This window comes from Escherichia sp. WS3227_2 (assembly GCF_046486495.1).
Lineage (GTDB): Bacteria > Pseudomonadota > Gammaproteobacteria > Enterobacterales > Enterobacteriaceae > Escherichia > Escherichia coli.
On sequence record NZ_JBJQLG010000008.1, the window covers coordinates 1 to 20,262 of the forward strand.

The following is a 20,262-nucleotide window of genomic DNA, read 5'->3' on the forward strand; positions in this document are numbered from 1 at the left end:
AGAGGTCTTAAGTTCAGTGGCAAAACAGTGCGAAAACTGATGCAACAGCTCGGCCTGAAGTCTCCTGTGCGCCTGAAGAAATACCGGTCTTACCGGGGAAATATGGGACTCGCTGCAGAAAATATCCTTCAGCGACAGTTCAAAGCGGAAGCTCCCTGTGAGAAATGGGTGACAGATATCACCGAATTCAGGGCTGGCGGACAAAAACTGTACCTGTCCCCGATACTTGATTTGTTTAACGGGGAAATCGTGGCGTGGGAAACGGCCTGCAGGCCTACAGAGGAGCTGGTGAAGCGCATGTTAAATAAGGGGCTGGAAAGCCTTGCAGAAGGAGAAAAAACGCTGCTCCACAGTGATCAAGGGTGGCATTACCGGATAAAAAGTTATCAGTCTGCCCTGGCAGACAAAGGGTTAGTGCAGAGCATGTCGCGCAAGGGCAACTGCCTTGATAATGCGGTAATGGAGAACTTCTTTGGTCACCTGAAAGAAGAAATGTACTATCGCCGGGACTACAGAAATGTAGAAGAGCTGGAAAATGCCGTTAACGAATACATAACTTACTGGAATCAAAAAAGAATAAAACTCAGTCTTGGGGGACTCAGTCCGGTAGAATACCGGACTGAGCATCAAAAAGCCGGTTAACTGAAACTGTCCAGGTTTTGGGGTTCAGTTCATCAAGCGTCGCATCCGGCATTTTGGCTCAAAAGTATCAAGCCAGTGCTTTAGTTATCTTCTCGTACAGATCGCCAGAGAGATTTTCCAGCCCTTTCAACTGCTCCAGCGCCGCGCGCATTTTCTCCTGACGTTTGGCATCGTAACGCTTCAGGCGAATCAGCGGCTCAATCAGGCGCGAAGCCACCTGCGGGTTACGGCTGTTGAGGTCGGTAAGCATTTCCACCAGGAACTGGTAACCGCTGCCATCTTCGGCATGGAACGCTGCCGGGTTGCTGCCCGCAAACGCGCCAATCAACGAACGAATGCGGTTCGGGTTGCTCATGGTAAATGAGCGATGCTGCAACAGACCACGCACCGTCTCCAGCACATTTGCCGCCGGGCTGGTGGCTTGCAGGATAAACCATTTATCCATCACCAGACCGTCCTGATGCCACTTGTCGTCGTACTCCTGCATCAGCGCGTCACGGCATGGCAGCTGTGCAGCAACCGCCGCAGAAAGCGCGGCCAGCGCATCGGTCATATTGTTTGCTTCATGGAACTGCTTGCTCACCAGCACGTCAGCCAGATGCGTTTCACCAAAAGCGAGGAAACGCAGGCAGGCATTTCGCAGAGTGCGTTTTGCAATATCTTCATGCTCAACACGGTACTCGCTCTGGTAATTCGCGTTGTAAATAGCCAGTAGCTCATCCGCCAGTTCAGTCGCCAGAGTACGAGTGAGTGCTTCGCGTACTTCAGCAATAGCAATCGGGTCGATGATATCGAACAGTTCTGCCATTTCATTGACGGAAGGCAGCGTCAGGATTTCTGCCGCCAGTGCCGGATCAATCTTCTCATCAAGCAGTACCGCGCGGAAAGCATCAGCCACATGCACCGGCAGAGACAGCGGCTGCCCTTGCTGATGACGGGCGACGTTGAGCTTGATGTAGGTTGCCAGCAGGCTTTGCGCCGCATCCCAGCGGGAGAAATCATTACGCGCATGGCGCATCAGGAAGGTCAGTTGCTGATCGCTCCACTTATATTCCAGTTTCACTGGCGCAGAGAATTCGCACAGCAGCGCAGGCACCGGCTGAAAGTAGACATTATCAAAGACAAAGGTCTGTTCCGCCTGGGTGACGTTCAGCACCGAATTCACCGGGTGACCGCCTTTCTGCAACGGGATCACTTTGCCTTCGTTGTCATACAGTTCGATGGCAAACGGAATATGCAGCGGCTGTTTTTCTGCCTGATCCGGCGTAGCAGGCGTGCGCTGGCTGATGGTCAGGGTGTACTGCTCGGTTTCCGGATTATAGTCGTCTTTGACGGTCACAACCGGCGTACCGGACTGGCTGTACCAACGGCGGAAATGAGAGAGATCGACATTCGACGCATCTTCCATCGCCTGAACAAAGTCGTCGCAGGTTGCCGCGCTGCCATCATGGCGCTCGAAATAGAGCTGCATCCCTTTCTGGAAGTTTTCTTCGCCCAGCAGGGTGTGGATCATGCGAATCACTTCCGCGCCCTTCTCGTAAACGGTCAGGGTGTAGAAGTTGTTCATCTCAATGACCATATCCGGGCGGATCGGGTGCGCCATCGGGCTGGCGTCTTCCGCAAACTGCAATCCGCGCATGGTGCGCACGTTGTTGATACGGTTTACCGCGCGGGAACCAAGGTCAGAGCTGAATTCCTGATCGCGGAAGACGGTTAAACCTTCTTTCAGGCTGAGCTGGAACCAGTCGCGGCAGGTCACACGGTTACCGGTCCAGTTATGGAAATATTCATGGCCGATAACACGCTCAATATCGAGGTAATCTTTATCGGTGGCGGTGTCGGTACGGGCCAGCACATATTTGGAGTTAAAGATATTCAGACCTTTATTCTCCATTGCGCCCATATTGAAGAAATCCACCGCGACGATCATATAGATGTCGAGGTCATACTCCAGGCCGAAGCGTTCTTCATCCCATTTCATGGAGTTTTTCAGCGAGGTCATCGCCCACGGCGCACGATCAAGGTTGCCGCGATCGACGTACAGCTCCAGCGCAACTTCGCGACCAGAACGCGTGGTGAAGGTGTCGCGCAGCACGTCGAAGTCGCCTGCCACCAGCGCAAACAGGTAGCACGGTTTCGGGAACGGGTCCTGCCACTGTACCCAGTGACGTCCGTTTTCCAGTTCGCCTTGCGCAACGCGGTTACCGTTGGAAAGCAGGAAGGGATATTTGGTTTTATCGGCAATAATTTTGGTGGTAAAACGCGCCAGCACGTCCGGGCGGTCAAGATAATACGTAATATGGCGGAAACCTTCGGCTTCACACTGAGTGCAAAGCGCATCGCCTGACTGATAAAGCCCTTCCAGCGCGGTATTCGTCGCCGGGCTAATTTCATTAACGATCTTAAGCGTAAAACGCTCCGGCAAATTACTGATGACCAGTGCGCCCTCTTCTTCTTTCCAGGCGGTCCACGGCTCATCATTAATATGAACAGAAACCAGTTTAAGATCTTCGCCATCAAGACGAAGCGGAGCATCTGATGCACCATGACGGACAGCCTGGCTGACCGCGGTAACGACCGTCTTTTGCGCGTCCAGGTCAAAGGTCAAGTCAATATCAGTAATCTGGTAATCCGGCGCACGATAATCGTGACGGTATTTGGCTTGTGGCTGTTGAGTCATAAATAACCTTTAGCATCTTTTATAGAGTCTGGTGTTCAGTCTATTCCTGTTGCGTAAATCGCGCTATGCAGAATCTTCATCTTTTCAGGTACAAACGCCTTTATTGCTACATTTTTATAACATACACCGCGTAATGCCATCGACCAGAAAGGTGGCATATGGTGTGATCGGGGTTCAATAAATTGCGAAACAAGGTATACTCCAGCAGTTCCTGAAGATGTTTATTGTACTAAACGCTCCTGTACGAGGACGCTACTGCGCACCTATGACACAATTCGCTTCTCCTGTTCTGCACTCGTTGCTGGATACAGATGCTTATAAGTTGCATATGCAGCAAGCCGTGTTTCATCACTATTACGATGTGCATGTCGCGGCGGAGTTTCGTTGCCGAGGTGACGATCTGCTGGGTATTTATGCCGATGCTATTCGTGAACAGGTTCAGGCGATGCAGCACCTGCGCCTGCAGGATGATGAATATCAATGGCTCTCAGCCCTGCCTTTCTTTAAGGCCGACTATCTTAACTGGCTACGCGAGTTCCGCTTTAACCCGGAACAAGTCACCGTGTCCAACGATAATGGCAAGCTGGATATTCGTTTAAGCGGCCCGTGGCGTGAAGTCATCCTCTGGGAAGTTCCTTTGCTGGCGGTTATCAGTGAAATGGTACATCGCTATCGCTCACCGCAGGCCGACGTTGCGCAAGCCCTCGACACGCTGGAAAGCAAATTAGCCGACTTCTCGGCATTAACCGCCGGTCTTGATATGTCGCGCTTCCATCTGATGGATTTTGGCACCCGCCGACGTTTTTCTCGTGAAGTACAAGAAACCATCGTGAAACGTCTGCAACAGGAATCCTGGTTCGTGGGCACCAGCAACTACGATCTGGCGCGTCGGCTTTCCCTCACGCCAATGGGAACACAAGCACACGAATGGTTCCAGGCGCATCAGCAAATCAGTCCGGATCTTGCCAACAGCCAGCGAGCTGCACTTGCTGCCTGGCTGGAAGAATATCCCGACCAACTTGGCATTGCATTAACCGACTGCATCACTATGGATGCTTTCCTGCGTGATTTCGGTGTCGAGTTCGCCAGTCGCTATCAGGGCCTGCGTCATGACTCCGGCGACCCGGTTGAATGGGGTGAAAAAGCCATTGCACATTATGAGAAGCTGGGAATTGATCCACAGAGTAAAACGCTGGTTTTCTCTGACAATCTGGATTTACGCAAAGCGGTTGAGCTATACCGCCACTTCTCTTCCCGCGTGCAATTAAGTTTTGGTATTGGGACTCGCCTGACCTGCGATATCCCCCAGGTAAAACCCCTGAATATTGTCATTAAGTTGGTTGAGTGTAACGGTAAACCGGTGGCGAAACTTTCTGACAGCCCTGGCAAAACTATCTGCCACGATAAAGCGTTTGTTCGGGCGCTGCGCAAAGCGTTCGACCTTCCGCATATTAAAAAAGCCAGTTAATATCATCAGGGAGCTAATCGGCTCCCTTTTTTTACCTTTAATTCCGAAATCTTTCGCTGCATTTGCGAATTCTGCTTGTCTGATTGCAGATGCCAGGTAACATAGGTATCCCCCCCATTTACGGGTGGACAAGTGTTTATTTTTTCCGACTATTAACAGAGAGAATATTATGAGCGTTGTGCCTGTAGCCGACGTACTCCAGGGCCGCGTAGCCGTTGACAGCGAAGTCACCGTACGCGGATGGGTACGTACCCGCCGAGATTCAAAAGCTGGCATCTCCTTCCTCGCCGTTTATGACGGTTCCTGCTTTGATCCTGTACAGGCTGTCATCAATAATTCTCTGCCCAATTACAATGAAGACGTCCTGCGTCTGACCACCGGTTGCTCGGTCATTGTGACGGGTAAAGTCGTGGCATCGCCGGGCCAGGGGCAACAATTTGAAATTCAGGCCAGCAAGGTTGAAGTTGCTGGTTGGGTTGAAGATCCAGACACTTACCCGATGGCGGCAAAACGCCACAGCATTGAGTATCTGCGTGAAGTCGCTCACCTGCGTCCGCGCACAAACCTGATTGGTGCCGTCGCGCGCGTTCGCCATACGCTGGCGCAGGCGCTGCATCGCTTCTTTAACGAGCAGGGATTCTTCTGGGTTTCAACGCCACTGATTACTGCGTCTGATACCGAAGGGGCTGGCGAAATGTTCCGCGTTTCTACGCTGGATCTGGAAAACCTGCCGCGTAACGATCAGGGCAAAGTGGATTTCGACAAAGACTTCTTTGGTAAAGAGTCTTTCCTGACCGTATCTGGCCAGTTGAACGGCGAAACCTACGCTTGCGCATTGTCCAAAATTTATACCTTCGGCCCGACTTTCCGTGCTGAAAACTCCAACACCAGCCGTCACCTGGCGGAATTCTGGATGCTGGAGCCGGAAGTGGCGTTTGCTAACCTGAACGATATCGCGGGTCTGGCTGAAGCCATGCTGAAATATGTCTTCAAAGCGGTTCTCGAAGAACGCGCTGACGACATGAAATTCTTCGCTGAACGCGTAGATAAAGATGCCGTTTCACGTCTGGAACGCTTCATTGAAGCCGATTTTGCGCAGGTGGATTACACCGACGCAGTGACTATTCTCGAAAACTGCGGCAGGAAGTTTGAAAACCCAGTTTACTGGGGCGTTGATCTCTCTTCTGAGCATGAGCGTTATCTGGCGGAAGAACACTTTAAAGCACCGGTAGTGGTTAAAAACTATCCGAAAGATATTAAAGCGTTCTATATGCGCCTTAACGAAGACGGTAAAACCGTTGCGGCTATGGACGTTCTGGCTCCGGGCATCGGTGAGATCATTGGTGGCTCCCAGCGTGAAGAACGTCTGGACGTGCTGGACGAGCGTATGCTGGAAATGGGCCTGAATAAAGAAGATTACTGGTGGTATCGCGATCTGCGTCGCTACGGTACTGTTCCGCATTCAGGTTTCGGTCTTGGTTTTGAACGCCTGATTGCTTACGTAACTGGTGTGCAAAACGTGCGTGATGTGATTCCGTTCCCACGTACTCCGCGTAACGCCAGCTTCTAATTTAGCGTCTTCAAGAGCCAGCACCCGCTGGCTCTTTTTTTATCCTTTCTGTCAAGTTATCTGTTTGTTAAGTCAAGCAATCTATTTACAACCCCGCCATAACGATCATCCTGTTACGTAATATTACATTGCAACATTTACGCACAAAAAATAACCAGCATTCTTATTGCGGATTAGTTTTTTCTTAGCTGATAGCACAATTTTCATACTATTTTTTGGCATTCTGGATGTCTGAATGAGGATTTAGTGCCAGGTCGATAAAGTTTCCATCAGAAACAAAATTTCCGTTTAGTTAATTTAAATATAAGGAAATCATATAAATAGATAAAAATTGCTGTAAATATCATCACGCCTCTATGGAAATATGACGGTGTTCACAAAGTTCCTTAGTTTTTACTTTTAGTTACATATTTTTTCTTTTTGAAACCAAATCTTTATCTTTGTAGCACTTTCACGGTAGCGAAACGTTAGTTTGAATGGAAAGATGCCTGCAGACACATAAAGACACCAAACTCTCATCAATAGTTCCGTAAATTTTTATTGACAGAACTTATTGACGGCAGTGGCAGGTGTCATAAAAAAACCATGAGGGTAATAAATAATGATGAAGCGCAATATTCTGGCAGTGATCGTCCCTGCTCTGTTAGTAGCAGGTACTGCAAACGCTGCAGAAATCTATAACAAAGATGGCAACAAAGTAGATCTGTACGGTAAAGCTGTCGGTCTGCATTATTTCTCCAAGGGTAACGGTGAAAACAGTTACGGTGGCAATGGCGACATGACCTATGCCCGTCTTGGTTTTAAAGGGGAAACTCAAATCAATTCCGATCTGACCGGTTATGGTCAGTGGGAATATAACTTCCAGGGTAACAACTCTGAAGGCGCTGACGCTCAAACTGGTAACAAAACGCGTCTGGCATTCGCGGGTCTTAAATACGCTGACGTTGGTTCTTTCGATTACGGCCGTAACTACGGTGTGGTTTATGATGCACTGGGTTACACCGATATGCTGCCAGAATTTGGTGGTGATACTGCATACAGCGATGACTTCTTCGTTGGTCGTGTTGGCGGCGTTGCTACCTATCGTAACTCCAACTTCTTTGGTCTGGTTGATGGCCTGAACTTCGCTGTTCAGTACCTGGGTAAAAACGAGCGTGACACTGCACGCCGCTCTAACGGCGACGGTGTTGGCGGTTCTATCAGCTACGAATACGAAGGCTTTGGTATCGTTGGTGCTTATGGCGCCGCTGACCGTACCAACCTGCAAGAAGCTCAACCTCTTGGCAACGGTAAAAAAGCTGAACAGTGGGCTACTGGTCTGAAGTATGACGCGAACAACATCTACCTGGCAGCGAACTACGGTGAAACCCGTAACGCTACGCCGATCACTAATAAATTTACAAACATCAGCGGCTTCGCCAACAAAACGCAAGACGTTCTGTTAGTTGCGCAATACCAGTTCGATTTCGGTCTGCGTCCGTCCATCGCTTACACCAAATCTAAAGCGAAAGACGTAGAAGGTATCGGTGATGTTGATCTGGTGAACTACTTTGAAGTGGGCGCAACCTACTACTTCAACAAAAACATGTCCACCTATGTTGACTACATCATCAACCAGATCGATTCTGACAACAAACTGGGCGTAGGTTCAGACGACACCGTTGCTGTGGGTATCGTTTACCAGTTCTAATAGCACACCTCTTTGTTAAATGCCGAAAAAACAGGACTTTGGTCCTGTTTTTTTTATGCCTTCCAGAGCAATCTCACGTCTTGCAAAAACAGCCTGCGTTTTCATCAGTAATAGTTGGAATTTTGTAAATCTCCCGTTACCCTGATAGCGGACTTCCCTTCTGTAACCATAATGGAACCTCGTCATGTTTGAGAACATTACCGCCGCTCCTGCCGACCCGATTCTGGGCCTGGCCGATCTGTTTCGTGCCGATGAACGTCCCGGCAAAATTAACCTCGGGATTGGTGTCTATAAAGATGAGACGGGCAAAACCCCGGTACTGACCAGTGTGAAAAAGGCTGAACAGTATCTGCTCGAAAATGAAACCACCAAAAATTACCTCGGCATTGACGGCATCCCTGAATTTGGTCGCTGCACTCAGGAGCTGCTGTTTGGTAAAGGTAGCGCCCTGATCAATGACAAACGTGCTCGCACGGCACAGACTCCGGGTGGCACTGGCGCACTACGCGTGGCTGCCGATTTCCTGGCAAAAAATACCAGCGTTAAGCGTGTGTGGGTGAGCAACCCAAGCTGGCCGAACCATAAGAGCGTCTTTAACTCTGCAGGTCTGGAAGTTCGTGAATACGCTTATTATGATGCGGAAAATCACACCCTTGACTTCGATGCACTGATTAACAGCCTGAACGAAGCTCAGGCTGGCGACGTAGTGCTGTTCCATGGCTGCTGCCATAACCCAACCGGTATCGACCCTACGCTGGAACAATGGCAGACACTGGCACAACTTTCCGTTGAGAAAGGCTGGTTACCGCTGTTTGACTTCGCTTACCAGGGTTTTGCCCGTGGTCTGGAAGAAGATGCTGAAGGACTGCGCGCTTTCGCGGCTATGCATAAAGAGCTGATTGTTGCCAGTTCCTACTCTAAAAACTTTGGCCTGTACAACGAGCGTGTTGGCGCTTGTACTCTGGTTGCTGCCGACAGTGAAACCGTTGATCGCGCATTCAGCCAAATGAAAGCGGCGATTCGCGCTAACTACTCTAACCCACCAGCACACGGCGCTTCTGTTGTTGCCACCATCCTGAGCAACGATGCATTACGTGCGATTTGGGAACAAGAGCTGACTGATATGCGCCAGCGTATTCAGCGTATGCGTCAGTTGTTCGTCAATACGCTGCAGGAAAAAGGCGCAAACCGCGACTTCAGCTTTATCATCAAACAGAACGGCATGTTCTCCTTCAGTGGTCTGACAAAAGAACAAGTGCTGCGTCTGCGCGAAGAGTTTGGCGTGTATGCTGTTGCTTCTGGTCGTGTGAACGTAGCCGGGATGACACCAGATAACATGGCTCCGCTGTGCGAAGCGATTGTGGCAGTGCTGTAAGCGTTAAAAACAATGAAGCCCGCTTAAAAAGCGGGCTTTTTTATGCGCCTTTACCAGACGGGCATTTCGTCTTGCAGGAAGGGATTATGCAGGCGCTCACAACCAAGTGTGGATAATGGTCCGTGACCCGGAAGAAATGTCACGTCATCCCCCAGTGGCAGCAACTTATCTTTGATTGAAGAAATCAGTTGATTATGATCGCCACGCGGGAAGTCACTGCGCCCTACTCCGCCTTTGAAAATAACGTCGCCAGAAATCAGCAGCTTTGCCCGATCATCAAAAAACACGACATGACCCGGCGTATGCCCAGGGCAATGTAACACCTGTAAAGCCACATTCCCTATGCTGATGGTATCGCCTTCGTTCAGCCAACGATCCGGCGTCAGCGGCTGGCACTCTTCCAGACCAAACATACGACTTTGCGCAGGCAAGCCTTGCAGCCAGAACTCATCTTCTTTTTCCGGGCCAAAAACCGGCACGCCGTAATGTTGCGCCAGTTCCGCCGCTGCACCAACGTGGTCCAGATGACCATGCGTCAGCAGGATCTGCATCAGTGTCAGGCCGCTGGCGTCAACTTCCTGTTTGATTTTTTCCGCATCGCCGCCAGGATCGACCAGTGCGGCCAGACGGGTTTGTTCACACCAGATCAATGAACAGTTCTGGGAGAATGCGGTGACCGGAATAATACGATAGTTCATACTGCCCCTGTTTCGTTAAGCGATTGCTACCAGTGCCGTGCTGGCCCGGTATCAATATGCACAAAGTTACTACGTGGGTAATATCCTACACCACCTGCGCGCATAGATAACGCGGCTTTGCGAATATTGCTTAACGCGATACCTTCAATATGGAAATCCATCGCCTGCCCTTTCGTGTGATAGCTTTTCTTCGCTACTCCACGGCTGCGGGCGCGTAGTTCATTGTTGGTATCAATGGAACGATAACCGGAAATGAGTTGCACCGGTTTGCGGGTACCTAATAACCCTTGCAGGCGATACAACTGATCGAACAATCTTGGGTCGATGGACTTTATTTTGTTCGCGCGGTAATCGCGGAAAAAATGGTTAAGTTTTGCCAATTCTTCCTGAATATAGCCTCTGCCATCGAAAAACTCCGCTTTGATTGACTCTCCGGTATGAAGATTATTGAGTGTCAAAATGCGCGGGCGTGGGGTAGAGAGTGTTGCAAACGCAGGGGTCGGCAGGATGGCGGCACCGAGTGCAACGCCACCAAGCGCCAGCAGTTTGCGGCGATTAGCGTCGAATTTGTCCATGATAATCAAGTCTACAGGTCAATGTTATCGTTTATATGCACTTCTGGCGCACAAGAGGCACCTTAACCGCCCGTAAAGCAGACGTCAAGATGACTCAACCCCAGCAGTGACGGGGGCTGCAGAGAATCGCCCCCGATCATGCTAATTATTACGACAACTGATTTCCCCGAACTGCTTCATTTACCTGATTAATTGTTCCGCTTTCGATACGATTTGCGAGCTGGATCGCGCAGGCAGATCATAATTGTAAATATCTGTACGATACTGGGTACGACCATCTGCACCAACAAAGGCAGTCAGGTAGTAGAGATTCACCGGAATCGACTGCCGAATATTGACGTAACGCGTATCGCCCTGCTTCAGCGCATCAGAAATACGTTTGTCATTCCATCCTGCATCCTGCAACAGCATATTCGCCAGATCGGAAGCTTTATTCACTCGTACACAGCCTGAGCTCAATGCGCGTGTATCACGCTTGAACAGATTGTGGTTCGGCGTGTCATGCAAATAAATGGCCTCTGAACTCGGCATATTGAATTTATAGCGCCCCAGCGAGTTCCGTGGGCCTGGAGCCTGCTGGAAGCGAAACGGTAAATTCGAGGCCGTGATTGTAGACCAGTCAACCTGCCATGGGTCAATCGCTTCTCTGCTGTTCCAGCCGCGCATCACCGTATAGCCATGGCTTTCGAGATATCCCGGATCGTTGCGCACTTTCGGCAGAATATCTTTGCGTGCCAGAGTTGGTGGTACGTTCCACGGCGGGTTTACCACTACGTTGTTAAGTGCACTGCTCATCATCGGCGTTTTGCGATCGGGGCGACCGACAATGACTCGCGAATCCAGCACCTGATTGCCGTTCTGATAGTAGACCAGCGAATAGGCCGGAATGTTAACCATGATCCCGGTAGAAAGCTCTGTTGGCAGCAAGCGCAATCGCTGGATGTTGAGTGCCAACACGCCAGCACGCTGGGCGGGCGTTACGTTTAACCAGTCACGCGTTGCCGGGCCAATAGCACCATCTGCCCCCAATCCTTGCCATGCCTGAAAACGTTTTACGGCTTCCACCAGTTCATTATCGTAGGCGGCACGAACGGCAGGCGCAGGTTTACTACGAGACGTCGTTTGCTTGTCCATCGGCTTAGTTTCTGCTGTTTCAACAGTAACAGCGGATGGGCTGACTACTGCGTCAGTTGGCGTGTCATCGCCAGGGAGAGTAATTTTTGGCCCCCCGTCCAACATGCCTGTGCGTTGCAATATTTCGCGCAACGCCGGTACGTCGTTACTCCACTGCCCTGGGCGCAACGTTGCTTTACCGGTCAGTTGAGGCCACGGTTTGGTGTCACTGAGTAAGGCCAGTAACGATTCATGCATCGCCGCATATTGCGGATGCTGCGGCGCCAGTCCTGCAACAAACGTCGGCAATTGACCTTTATCCAGCGCCAGCTGCCATTGGTTAATCACCGAAAGCGGCGGCGTTGCAAGCGCATAAGGTTTACTGCTATATAGCCAGCGAGTGCCTTTGACCGGAATATTTGCAATGAAATGGAGATAGCCCATCATCGCATCAGAGAGCACGACGTCGCGTGCCATCCCGTTAACACCAGGATCGGTCAGTAACTCTACCCATTTATTAAACTGCGGCTGGAAACCGGCAATCGCCACCTCTGCCAGCTGTTGCTGGAAGGCTTTAACAGCATCACGGTTTTCCCACATGGGTTGCATATCGCGTGCGGCATACAACAGTTGAAGCTGGTTAAGATAAACCGGCTTATAACCTGCGGGTAATTGAGATTCGATTTGCGTGCGGGCTTTTTCTGCCGCACCTTCAGGCAATGGCTGGATCCCCGCCATTATTGCCGTGGCTTGCGCCTGCGGCAGTGCCTCGCCCTGTTCACTGACAGCCACCGGGCTGTCGCCAGGGATTACTTCAGGCTCATCGGCCTGCGCATTGAACAGTGGAGCGAATGTTACGGCCAGGCACAAACTGATTGCCGACAGCCGACGACCACACATCATATTAAGCAACATCCCTTGCCCCCTGTTTTTATCATACTCTGAATAGCCAGGCTGTTATTTTACGACTTGCCTGTACAACGCCAATACTCACGAAAGTATGACGAGCAAGCCTGTTACTCATCAGGCTTATCTTCAGTATATAAACGCCGATACGTTTTTACATAACCTAATGTAAAGAAGTTTAAAGAAAAGCGCGCCGTAATGTGCCACTTTTTTAGTGCAGAAACGGAGTTTTCGGAAAAAGAAAAGGCGGCATTGCTGCCGCCTTCATTTTAACTCGCCTGGGAAGGCGCTTCGTCACTTCCTGGAAGCGTTTCAGGGAGTTGCGGCGCAAATCCTCGCAGGCCGACGACGTGAACGTGTTCGGTATTCTGGAAGACTTTACGCACCAGTTTATAGGTGGTGCCTTTTTCCGGACTGATATTTTCCGGCGCTGCGATGATGAGCTGCATTTGCAAACGTTCACACAATTCAAACAGCGTGGCGATAGAACGAGCATCCAGTCGCGCTGCTTCATCGAGGAACAGCAGGCGGCAAGGAGAGATATCTTTACCGCGCAGGCGGCGAGATTCATCTTCCCAGCTTTGTACCACCATCACCAGAATCGACATACCGGTACCAATCGCCTCACCGGTCGACAATGCACCAGACTCTGCGCGCAACCAGCCATCAGAACCACGGTTAACCTCAACTTCCATTTCCAGATAGTTGCGGTAATCCAGCAGTTCTTCGCCAATGGTCTGCGGCGTGCGCTGCCCCATATCAATCTGCGGATTAAGACGCTGATACAATTTCGCCAGCGCTTCCGAGAAGGTCAGACGGTTGCTGTTAAACAGATCCTGATGCTGCTCATGCTGTTCAGAGAGCACATCCAGCAGCATGGCGTGCGTTTCACGCACGTTCACGTTGAGGCGCACGCTGTTCACCTGACCAAACGATACGTTCTGCAACCCCTGGTTGAGCATACGGATACGGTTCTGCTCGCGCTGAATGGTTTTGCGAATGATGTTCGCCACGCTGCGGGAACTGATCGCCAGTTTCTGTTCACGGGAGGTTAATTCTTCGGTCAGACGGCTAAGTTCGATCTCCATCTGTTCGATAGCTTCCACCGGATCATCGGTACGAATAATATCCTGACGAATACGTTCACGCAGATGCTGATAAACCGCCACGAAGAACTGAATTTTACGTTCCGGACGTTTTGGATCTTCCGACATGCGCAGCACATCGCGCAGATGTTCGTTATCTGCCACTGCCAGACGCAGCGCACCTAACGCCTTATCCGACATGGAACGCAAATCATCAGCGGAGAGATAAGCCAGCTCACGACGGTGTAAGCGGCGTTCAACGCCGTTATCTTTCACCATGCGCATGACTGCACACCAGCCCGCTTTCGCGGTCACTACCTGCTCGCGCATCTCAAAGTAATCACGCTCCAGCTTGCGCAGTTTGCGGGTCAGGTTGTCCATCTCCGCTTCGCAGAAGGTGAGCGCTTTTTCCAGTTGATTGCGGCGCGAACGGTTATTGCTCAGTTGCGCATGCAGCTCGTCACGGCGAATACGTGCCCGCTCTTCTGCCCCGCTATCAGCACGCACGCCTATATCCTGCAATTCACGTTGCAGATCGTTAAGTAGCTCTTTTTTGGTGTCATACGAACTTTTCAGCGAAGCCAGCACCTGGTTGTACTGACTCAACTGCGCTGCGTGTCCGCGCAACGCTTCACGCGCGCGGGTACGCTCCGCTTCCGCCTGTTCCAGACGTTCACGCAGTTTTTCGTTGAGATCGCTGTTACCGCTAAGCATTTCTGCCGAGTCAGAGTAGCTAAAGTGCGCACGACGCTGCACCACTTCCGTCAGGGCAAACGCCTGCTGACGGGCATCGCGCTGCATCTGCTGAGAGTACGCGTAATCTTCTTTTAACTGTTCGAACTGTTCCGGGTCACTCTGCAATACCGAAACGATCGGTTCCAGTTTCGCCAGTTGATTACCGAACTGCTGAACAAAACGCGCGGCTTCCTGGGCTTCATCCAGACGTTCGCGGATTTCATCGACGCGATCTGCCAGGCTGTCATCAGCCAACAGGTTGAGACGCGGCAGAATGCGGTTCAGCGCCGTAACGCCCTCTTTCGCCTGCTCAAATTGAATACGCTGCTGCTGGTTATCATTTTCATGATTACTCAGCGCCCGCTCCAGTTCGACGCGACGGCTGTTCAGTTGACGGATTTCTGCTTCCGGATCAGACTCAAACGCCACCGCCAGATGACTGCCGATAAAGCGGCTGAACGCCTGATGCAGACGCTGGGTTTTCTGTACATCAAAGGAGAGCGTGGCGAAGCGTTCGGAAAGCACTTCACGCTCGGCATGGAGGCTTTCAATACGGCTTTCACGCGCAGCACGACCAAACAGCGGCACTTCCGGGAAACGTGAATAACGCCACTGACGATCGGCGATTTTCACCACCACCGCTTTTTCCAGCTCATCAACGCTGAACACGCTGTCATCGAATGACTGCGGATCCCCTTCGATCAGATAGAGATCTTCCGGGCAATCGGTCAAGCCTTCCAGGTGCTCGGTTACCTGTGACAGATCTGGCACCACGATGGCGTGGCGTGACGGGCCATACAGCGCCGAGAAGTACGGCGCATCTTCCAGGCTAACGTCATCATAAATTTCTGACAGCAGCACGCCGCCAAAACGCTCCGCCAGCGCGTTCAGACGCTGATCTTCAGAGCCGCCAGGCTGGCTTAAACGTTCGATCTCTTCATCGACGGCGTTTTTACGCGCGCCTACTTCATCGCGTTCAACAATCGCCTCGCGCTCACGCTCCAGCAACTGTTGCAGATATTCAGTGACGTCCTGGCTGGAGGTGAACTCTTCGCCGCACTGTTCGCTCAACTGGTTGAGACTGTTTTGCGCTGCCAGCCAAACCGGCGCACGCTGCATCAAACTCTGAATGCGAGACTGCAGCTGTTCCTGTTCCTGGCGCAGTGCCATGCGCTCTTCGCGGGCGTTAGAGACGCTATCGGAAAGAGAGGCAATGCGTGCTTCCAGCTCCTGATGCAGAGCTTCCAGTTCATCAATATCAAAATTCTTGCCCTGACGTTTGCAGAAATCTGCCAGCAGACGCTCAGCTTCTTGCTGCTCACGCAGACGCTGTTCCAGTTCGCTTAAGCGCATCCGCAACGGCTGAACCTGCTCTGCCAGGTGACGCTGATCGACCCCTTCGCGCAGCAGTTCGCGAGCGACATCCCACGCCTCGTTACGCGCCAGCGGGCCGTTGATTGCCACCACCAGCTGATAAGCCTGCTCAAACTGGCTGTGCGCGGTTTGCGCCATGCTCATTTTCTGCTCAAGAGAGAGCATTTTTTCAGTCGCTTCCAGCTCTTTCGCCTGGAAGGTTTCCAGCCATTCGGCGGCGCTGTCGGCGGTTAAGTCCGGCAGATGGCACAGTTCTTTGGCACGATTAAGCGCAGCAATCGCCTGGTTATACTGGATCGCGCGCGTTTGCTGGACGTCCAGCGCCTGCTGATAGTCAGCAAGCTGGCTTTTCAGCTCGTCCACTTCCAGTTCGGCAGCTTCCGCACGAGCCTCGTTCTCTTCCTGGCGTTCGATGGCTTCTGCCACCACTTCGTTTTGCTCTTCCAGACGGATCTGCAGCTCATCGAGATCCGCTTCGTAACGTTCGATCTTCTCCTGCTGACGCAGTGCGGTTTGCACCAGGTTCAGGTGATCGCTGGCCGCCTGATAATCCGCTTCCAGATCGCCTTCGGCACCGTTGTGCTCTGCCAGCTCACGCGCCATATCGACGTGTTTGTACTGCTCAGCCGCCAGTTGCTGACGCGAAGTATGTAGCTCGCGACGAAATTCCAGGGCTTTGTCGAGATGGACACGGCGCTCGTTGGCGTGACGCATGTAGTCCGCCGCCACGTAGTTGGTGGCTTCGCTGATCAGATGCTTAAACAGGTCACGGTCCGACTGGGTGACACGAATCGCTTCCAGCGTCATGCGATTTTCACGCAGTGCCGCTTCCATGTCCTGGAACGCTTTACGCACCCCGCTGTTTTCCGGCAACAGGTAGTCGCGCAGAGAACGAGTAATGGCGCTGGAGATCCCGCCATACAGCGAGGCTTCGATCAGACGATAGAATTTGCTACGGTCAGATGCGGAGCGCAGACGACGCGCGATGATGCCCAGATCGAACATCAGCGAGTGGTAATCGGTAATGGAGTTGAACTGTTTAAACTGCACGCCTTCCATCGCCTCGAGCTTGTCTTTCAGCTCGTTAAGCGGCAGCACGCGCGCCTGGCGTTCGTTCAGGGTTTCGGTCACCAACTGCGTCGGCAGCACCGACATCGGCAGGCCCTGAATGGCAAATGGTTTGATATCCACTTTACGATCGCGTCCGGCAACCTGTTGCAGACGCACACCGACCACCACGCGCTGGTGGCGCGAGTTAATGGTGTCGAGCATCGAATAACAGACACCCGCTTTCAGCTTACCGTGCAGACCTTTATCACGCGAACCGCTGGTGGCCCCGGCTTCCGTAGTGTTACGGAAATGCAGCAGGGTCAGGTCGGGGATCAGCGCCGTAACGAACGCCGCCATGGTGGTGGATTTACCCGCCCCGTTACCGCCAGAAAGCGTCGTGACCAGCTCGTCAAGGTCAAAAGTTCGGGCAAAAAAGCCGTTCCAGTTAATCAGCGTCAGTGAGCGAAATTTACCGCGTTCAATCATTATTCTTCCTCTCCGCTATCTGGCTGACTCTCTTCGGTTTCATCGTTGAGTTGCAGATGATTTTCAATCGGCATTGCTTCGCCATCACGAATCAGGCGACGCTGTGCTTCACGGGGATCCTCGCCAGCACGCACATCGGCTCCGAAGCGGAACACCGATTCGGTAATGCGGAACTTGCTGCTGTCGTGGCCCATAAACCACACCATGCCTAAACGACGCAGACGGTTGAGCGAAGAACGTACTTTTTCCTGCAACTTCTGACGGTCAACGTCTGAACCGGTTGAACGGTTGTTCACCAGTTTCAGCAGTTTCGCTTCATCGGCCAGGGTGAGCAGTTCGTCGTACAGTTCCTGTTGAGTAAAAATCCCCTCATTCGCCAGCCGTTCCGGGCTGAGATAGAGATAACAGAGGATTTTCCCGACCATCATATCCAGTTCCGACAAGACGGAACGCGGGATAAGAGTGGTGGAACGTGGGCGTAAATAGAAGAACCCTTCCGGTGCGCGAATAAGCTCAACGTTATAACGCGCGTAAAACTCTTCCAGATATTCCTGAAAATCCATCAGGAATGCATGATTATCCAGTTCGTCGAGGCCAATATGGCGGCCTGAACGTAAGGCGCTATCCAGCGCCGGAAATAACGGATTCGCCAGCGCCTGCGCCAGCTTAACCGGCATCACTTGTTCAATATTTGTCGATGACATGCGCCTGTACCTTGGCTCCGTAATCATTAATCGGCTGCCATTTCGCTGGCAGTCCGGTGAAATCTGCTTGCGCTACGCCAAGACGTACCGCCTGATCAATAACAATGCGCGCAACGTCAAAGTGACGTGCACGCGGATACTGTGACAGATATTCGCGTACCACCAGACCAAGATCCAGCGGCACTTGTCTGGTTTTGTACACGGCAAGTTGTTCTTCGATGATAGCCGCCAGCTGTTCGCGGATCTCGTTAAACTCTTCGTACTCCAGATCCTCAGGAAGTTCCCCAGTCACTTCTTCATCGCGCAGTGCCATCTCTTCGTCACGCATATCCAGCAGACGATCGGCATTGGCATAAGTTAGCGCCCACGGCTCATCAAAATAGGTTTGTACCGACTGACGTAACCGCTGAGCAAAGACGCGGTTTTTATCCATATCGATCGCAGTACGAATAAATTTGTGTACGTGGCGGTCGTAGCCAATCCACAAGTCGATGGATTGCTGGCCCCAGCTGATAATACGGTCGAGTTTGCTCTGCAGATCGAACACCAAACGATCGACAAAGTGCAGATCGTCATGGGTCATCGTCGCATCCTGAATGCGCAACAGATTAGCCTGCAATTTGTCGCCTGCCGCTTCCAGCGTATCCTGCAATTCACGCAGCGTGCCGGAAGTTTCTGAAAGCAACAATTCACAGCTGGAAATCGCTGCCCGCCAGTCTTTGTTCAGCAACTGGGCGATATCGTCCTTCACCTGCTGCTGCTGTTCGTCCATCAGACGTTGCGTCAGGTCGATACTGTCGAAAATTTCTGCTACCGAATATTTCAGTGGCGCATAGACATTACGGTGCCAGTGAAATTCATCTCCGCCCTCTTCGGCGGCATCAGCTGCGCGTTTGAGTTCACCCGCCACAATCGACAACTGCATAGAAAGGCGCAGCGTAGAAAACTCGCGCTGACGGATGTAATAGTCAGTAATGCCGATGCCGAGCGGCGTCAGACGGTAAATTGCGTTCCCTTCCGCCTGCTCGCTGGTAAAGCGGTTCAGCAGACGTTGACGCACCATGTCGTTGATCGCGTTGTTGGCGCGCACGCCGATGGTTTCGCTGGTTTGCTCAAACGCATCACTCACATGGCGGAATGCATCCACCAGCTCGCCTTCACTCATCTCACCATCCAGACGCTCGCCGTTCAGCGTGGCAACCGCCAGCAGAAAAGAGAGTCGGTCTACCGGCAGCGAGATGGAGAAGTCATTTTTTCTGGCCCAGGCAACCAGTTCGGGGACTGTCTGGGAAAATTCACTCATACTTTATCCTTGCTCTGCGGTTTGCGCGCGGTGACATGAATATAACGCCCCAGGGTAATATACGGTTCCTGACGGCAATAACGCGTTTCTAATTCAAGTAATGCTTCATAGCAGTCGCGCTGCTGGTGCTTCTCGCGCAGATAATCATGAAACACACGAACGCCTGTCTTACCCATAATTTGCCAACCAGCTTCTTCCAGCCACAGATAAACCTGCGCCGGGTCGCGTGGATAATCTGGCGAAAGCGTCCGTTTTTTCTTTTTCGGCATTCCCGCCTGCACGTAATCAAAATTCCCGGCGACCATGTTATGCATCAGCAAGCCATGCGCATTGTAGAACATTAACGACAACACACCGCCTGGACGCAACACTGACCACAGGGTCTGTAATACGCTGCGGGGATCGGCCACCCACTCGAGCACCGCATGGAACAATATCAGATCAACGGGCGTTTCCAAATGCGAAGCAACATCCTGAGCGGCGCAATGTATAAATTGCATGTTGTCGCTCACACCTTTTGCTTCTGCCGCCTGTTTTGCGCGGTCGATCATCTGCGCAGAAAGATCGCATAAAATGACCTGATGCCCACGCTCGGCCATTTTGATTGCGGTCTGCCCTTCTCCACCGCCAGCATCCAGCACACGCAGTTTTTGCGGGCCTATTTCCGCCAGCAAGCGATCGAGATCCTGCCACAGAATAGCCTGTCGAAGCTGCCCTTTGGTGGTGCCGTAAATGTTACGGGAAAACTTTTCCGCAATATCATCAAAATTGCGATCCTGCATTGCTTTCTCCACCGGTTGGCTAAGAC

Annotated in this window: 12 protein-coding genes and 1 pseudogene; 5 read left to right on the forward strand and 8 right to left on the reverse strand. The window is 51.8% G+C overall.

What is annotated here, in order from left to right; translation table 11 throughout:
* Window positions 1–642 (forward strand): annotated as a pseudogene (locus ACJHXB_RS12585) (IS3-like element IS1397 family transposase); the annotation flags it as partial.
* Between the two features lie 67 nt (window positions 643–709).
* On the opposite strand, the gene pepN reads toward ACJHXB_RS12585, so the two are convergent.
* Window positions 710–3,322 (reverse strand): aminopeptidase N, encoded by a 2,613-nt coding sequence (gene pepN / locus ACJHXB_RS12590; protein WP_000193811.1) that lies wholly within the window; start codon window positions 3,320–3,322, stop codon window positions 710–712.
* A gap of 265 nt (window positions 3,323–3,587) precedes the next feature.
* Here pepN and pncB point away from each other — a divergent pair, with 265 nt between their 5' ends.
* The 4 genes from pncB to aspC all read left to right on the forward strand — a co-directional run bounded on the left by pncB (window position 3,588) and on the right by aspC (window position 9,425).
* Window positions 3,588–4,790 (forward strand): nicotinate phosphoribosyltransferase, encoded by a 1,203-nt coding sequence (gene pncB, locus ACJHXB_RS12595; protein ID WP_001305916.1) that lies wholly within the window; start codon window positions 3,588–3,590, stop codon window positions 4,788–4,790.
* Window positions 4,791–4,959: 169 nt separating this feature from the next.
* A complete protein-coding gene (asnS, locus tag ACJHXB_RS12600) occupies window positions 4,960–6,360 on the forward strand; it encodes an asparagine--tRNA ligase (protein ID WP_000117881.1) in 1,401 nt (466 codons plus the stop codon).
* A 601-nt stretch (window positions 6,361–6,961) separates the two neighbouring features.
* A complete protein-coding gene (ompF, locus tag ACJHXB_RS12605; RefSeq protein WP_000977917.1) occupies window positions 6,962–8,050 on the forward strand; it encodes a porin OmpF in 1,089 nt (362 codons plus the stop codon).
* A 184-nt stretch (window positions 8,051–8,234) separates the two neighbouring features.
* Window positions 8,235–9,425 (forward strand): aspartate transaminase, encoded by a 1,191-nt coding sequence (gene aspC, locus ACJHXB_RS12610; RefSeq protein ID WP_000462687.1) that lies wholly within the window; start codon window positions 8,235–8,237, stop codon window positions 9,423–9,425.
* Between the two features lie 50 nt (window positions 9,426–9,475).
* On the opposite strand, the gene gloC is transcribed toward aspC, so the two are convergent.
* The 7 genes from gloC to cmoM form a co-directional block, all read right to left on the reverse strand.
* Window positions 9,476–10,123: a hydroxyacylglutathione hydrolase GloC gene (gene gloC, locus ACJHXB_RS12615; protein WP_001109450.1), complete on the reverse strand. Its 648-nt coding sequence runs from the start codon at window positions 10,121–10,123 to the stop codon at window positions 9,476–9,478.
* A 26-nt stretch (window positions 10,124–10,149) separates the two neighbouring features.
* Window positions 10,150–10,698, reverse strand: coding sequence for a YcbK family protein (locus ACJHXB_RS12620; RefSeq protein ID WP_001605195.1), 549 nt, complete (start codon window positions 10,696–10,698; stop codon window positions 10,150–10,152).
* A 180-nt stretch (window positions 10,699–10,878) separates the two neighbouring features.
* Window positions 10,879–12,726 (reverse strand): L,D-transpeptidase, encoded by a 1,848-nt coding sequence (gene ldtD, locus ACJHXB_RS12625; protein ID WP_000925997.1) that lies wholly within the window; start codon window positions 12,724–12,726, stop codon window positions 10,879–10,881.
* A 260-nt stretch (window positions 12,727–12,986) separates the two neighbouring features.
* A complete protein-coding gene (mukB, locus tag ACJHXB_RS12630) occupies window positions 12,987–17,447 on the reverse strand; it encodes a chromosome partition protein MukB (RefSeq protein WP_000572620.1) in 4,461 nt (1,486 codons plus the stop codon).
* On the reverse strand, window positions 17,447–18,151 hold the full coding sequence (gene mukE / locus ACJHXB_RS12635; RefSeq protein ID WP_001469539.1) for a chromosome partition protein MukE: 705 nt from the start codon (window positions 18,149–18,151) through the stop codon (window positions 17,447–17,449). The genes mukB and mukE overlap by 1 nt, the downstream gene beginning before the upstream one ends.
* On the reverse strand, window positions 18,132–19,454 hold the full coding sequence (gene mukF, locus ACJHXB_RS12640) for a chromosome partition protein MukF (RefSeq protein WP_001288850.1): 1,323 nt from the start codon (window positions 19,452–19,454) through the stop codon (window positions 18,132–18,134). Before mukF ends, mukE begins: the two co-directional genes overlap by 20 nt.
* Complete coding sequence (gene cmoM, locus ACJHXB_RS12645) at window positions 19,451–20,236, reverse strand: tRNA uridine 5-oxyacetic acid(34) methyltransferase CmoM (protein WP_001469538.1); 786 nt, start codon at window positions 20,234–20,236, stop codon at window positions 19,451–19,453. Before cmoM ends, mukF begins: the two co-directional genes overlap by 4 nt.
* Window positions 20,237–20,262 lie beyond the last annotated feature (26 nt).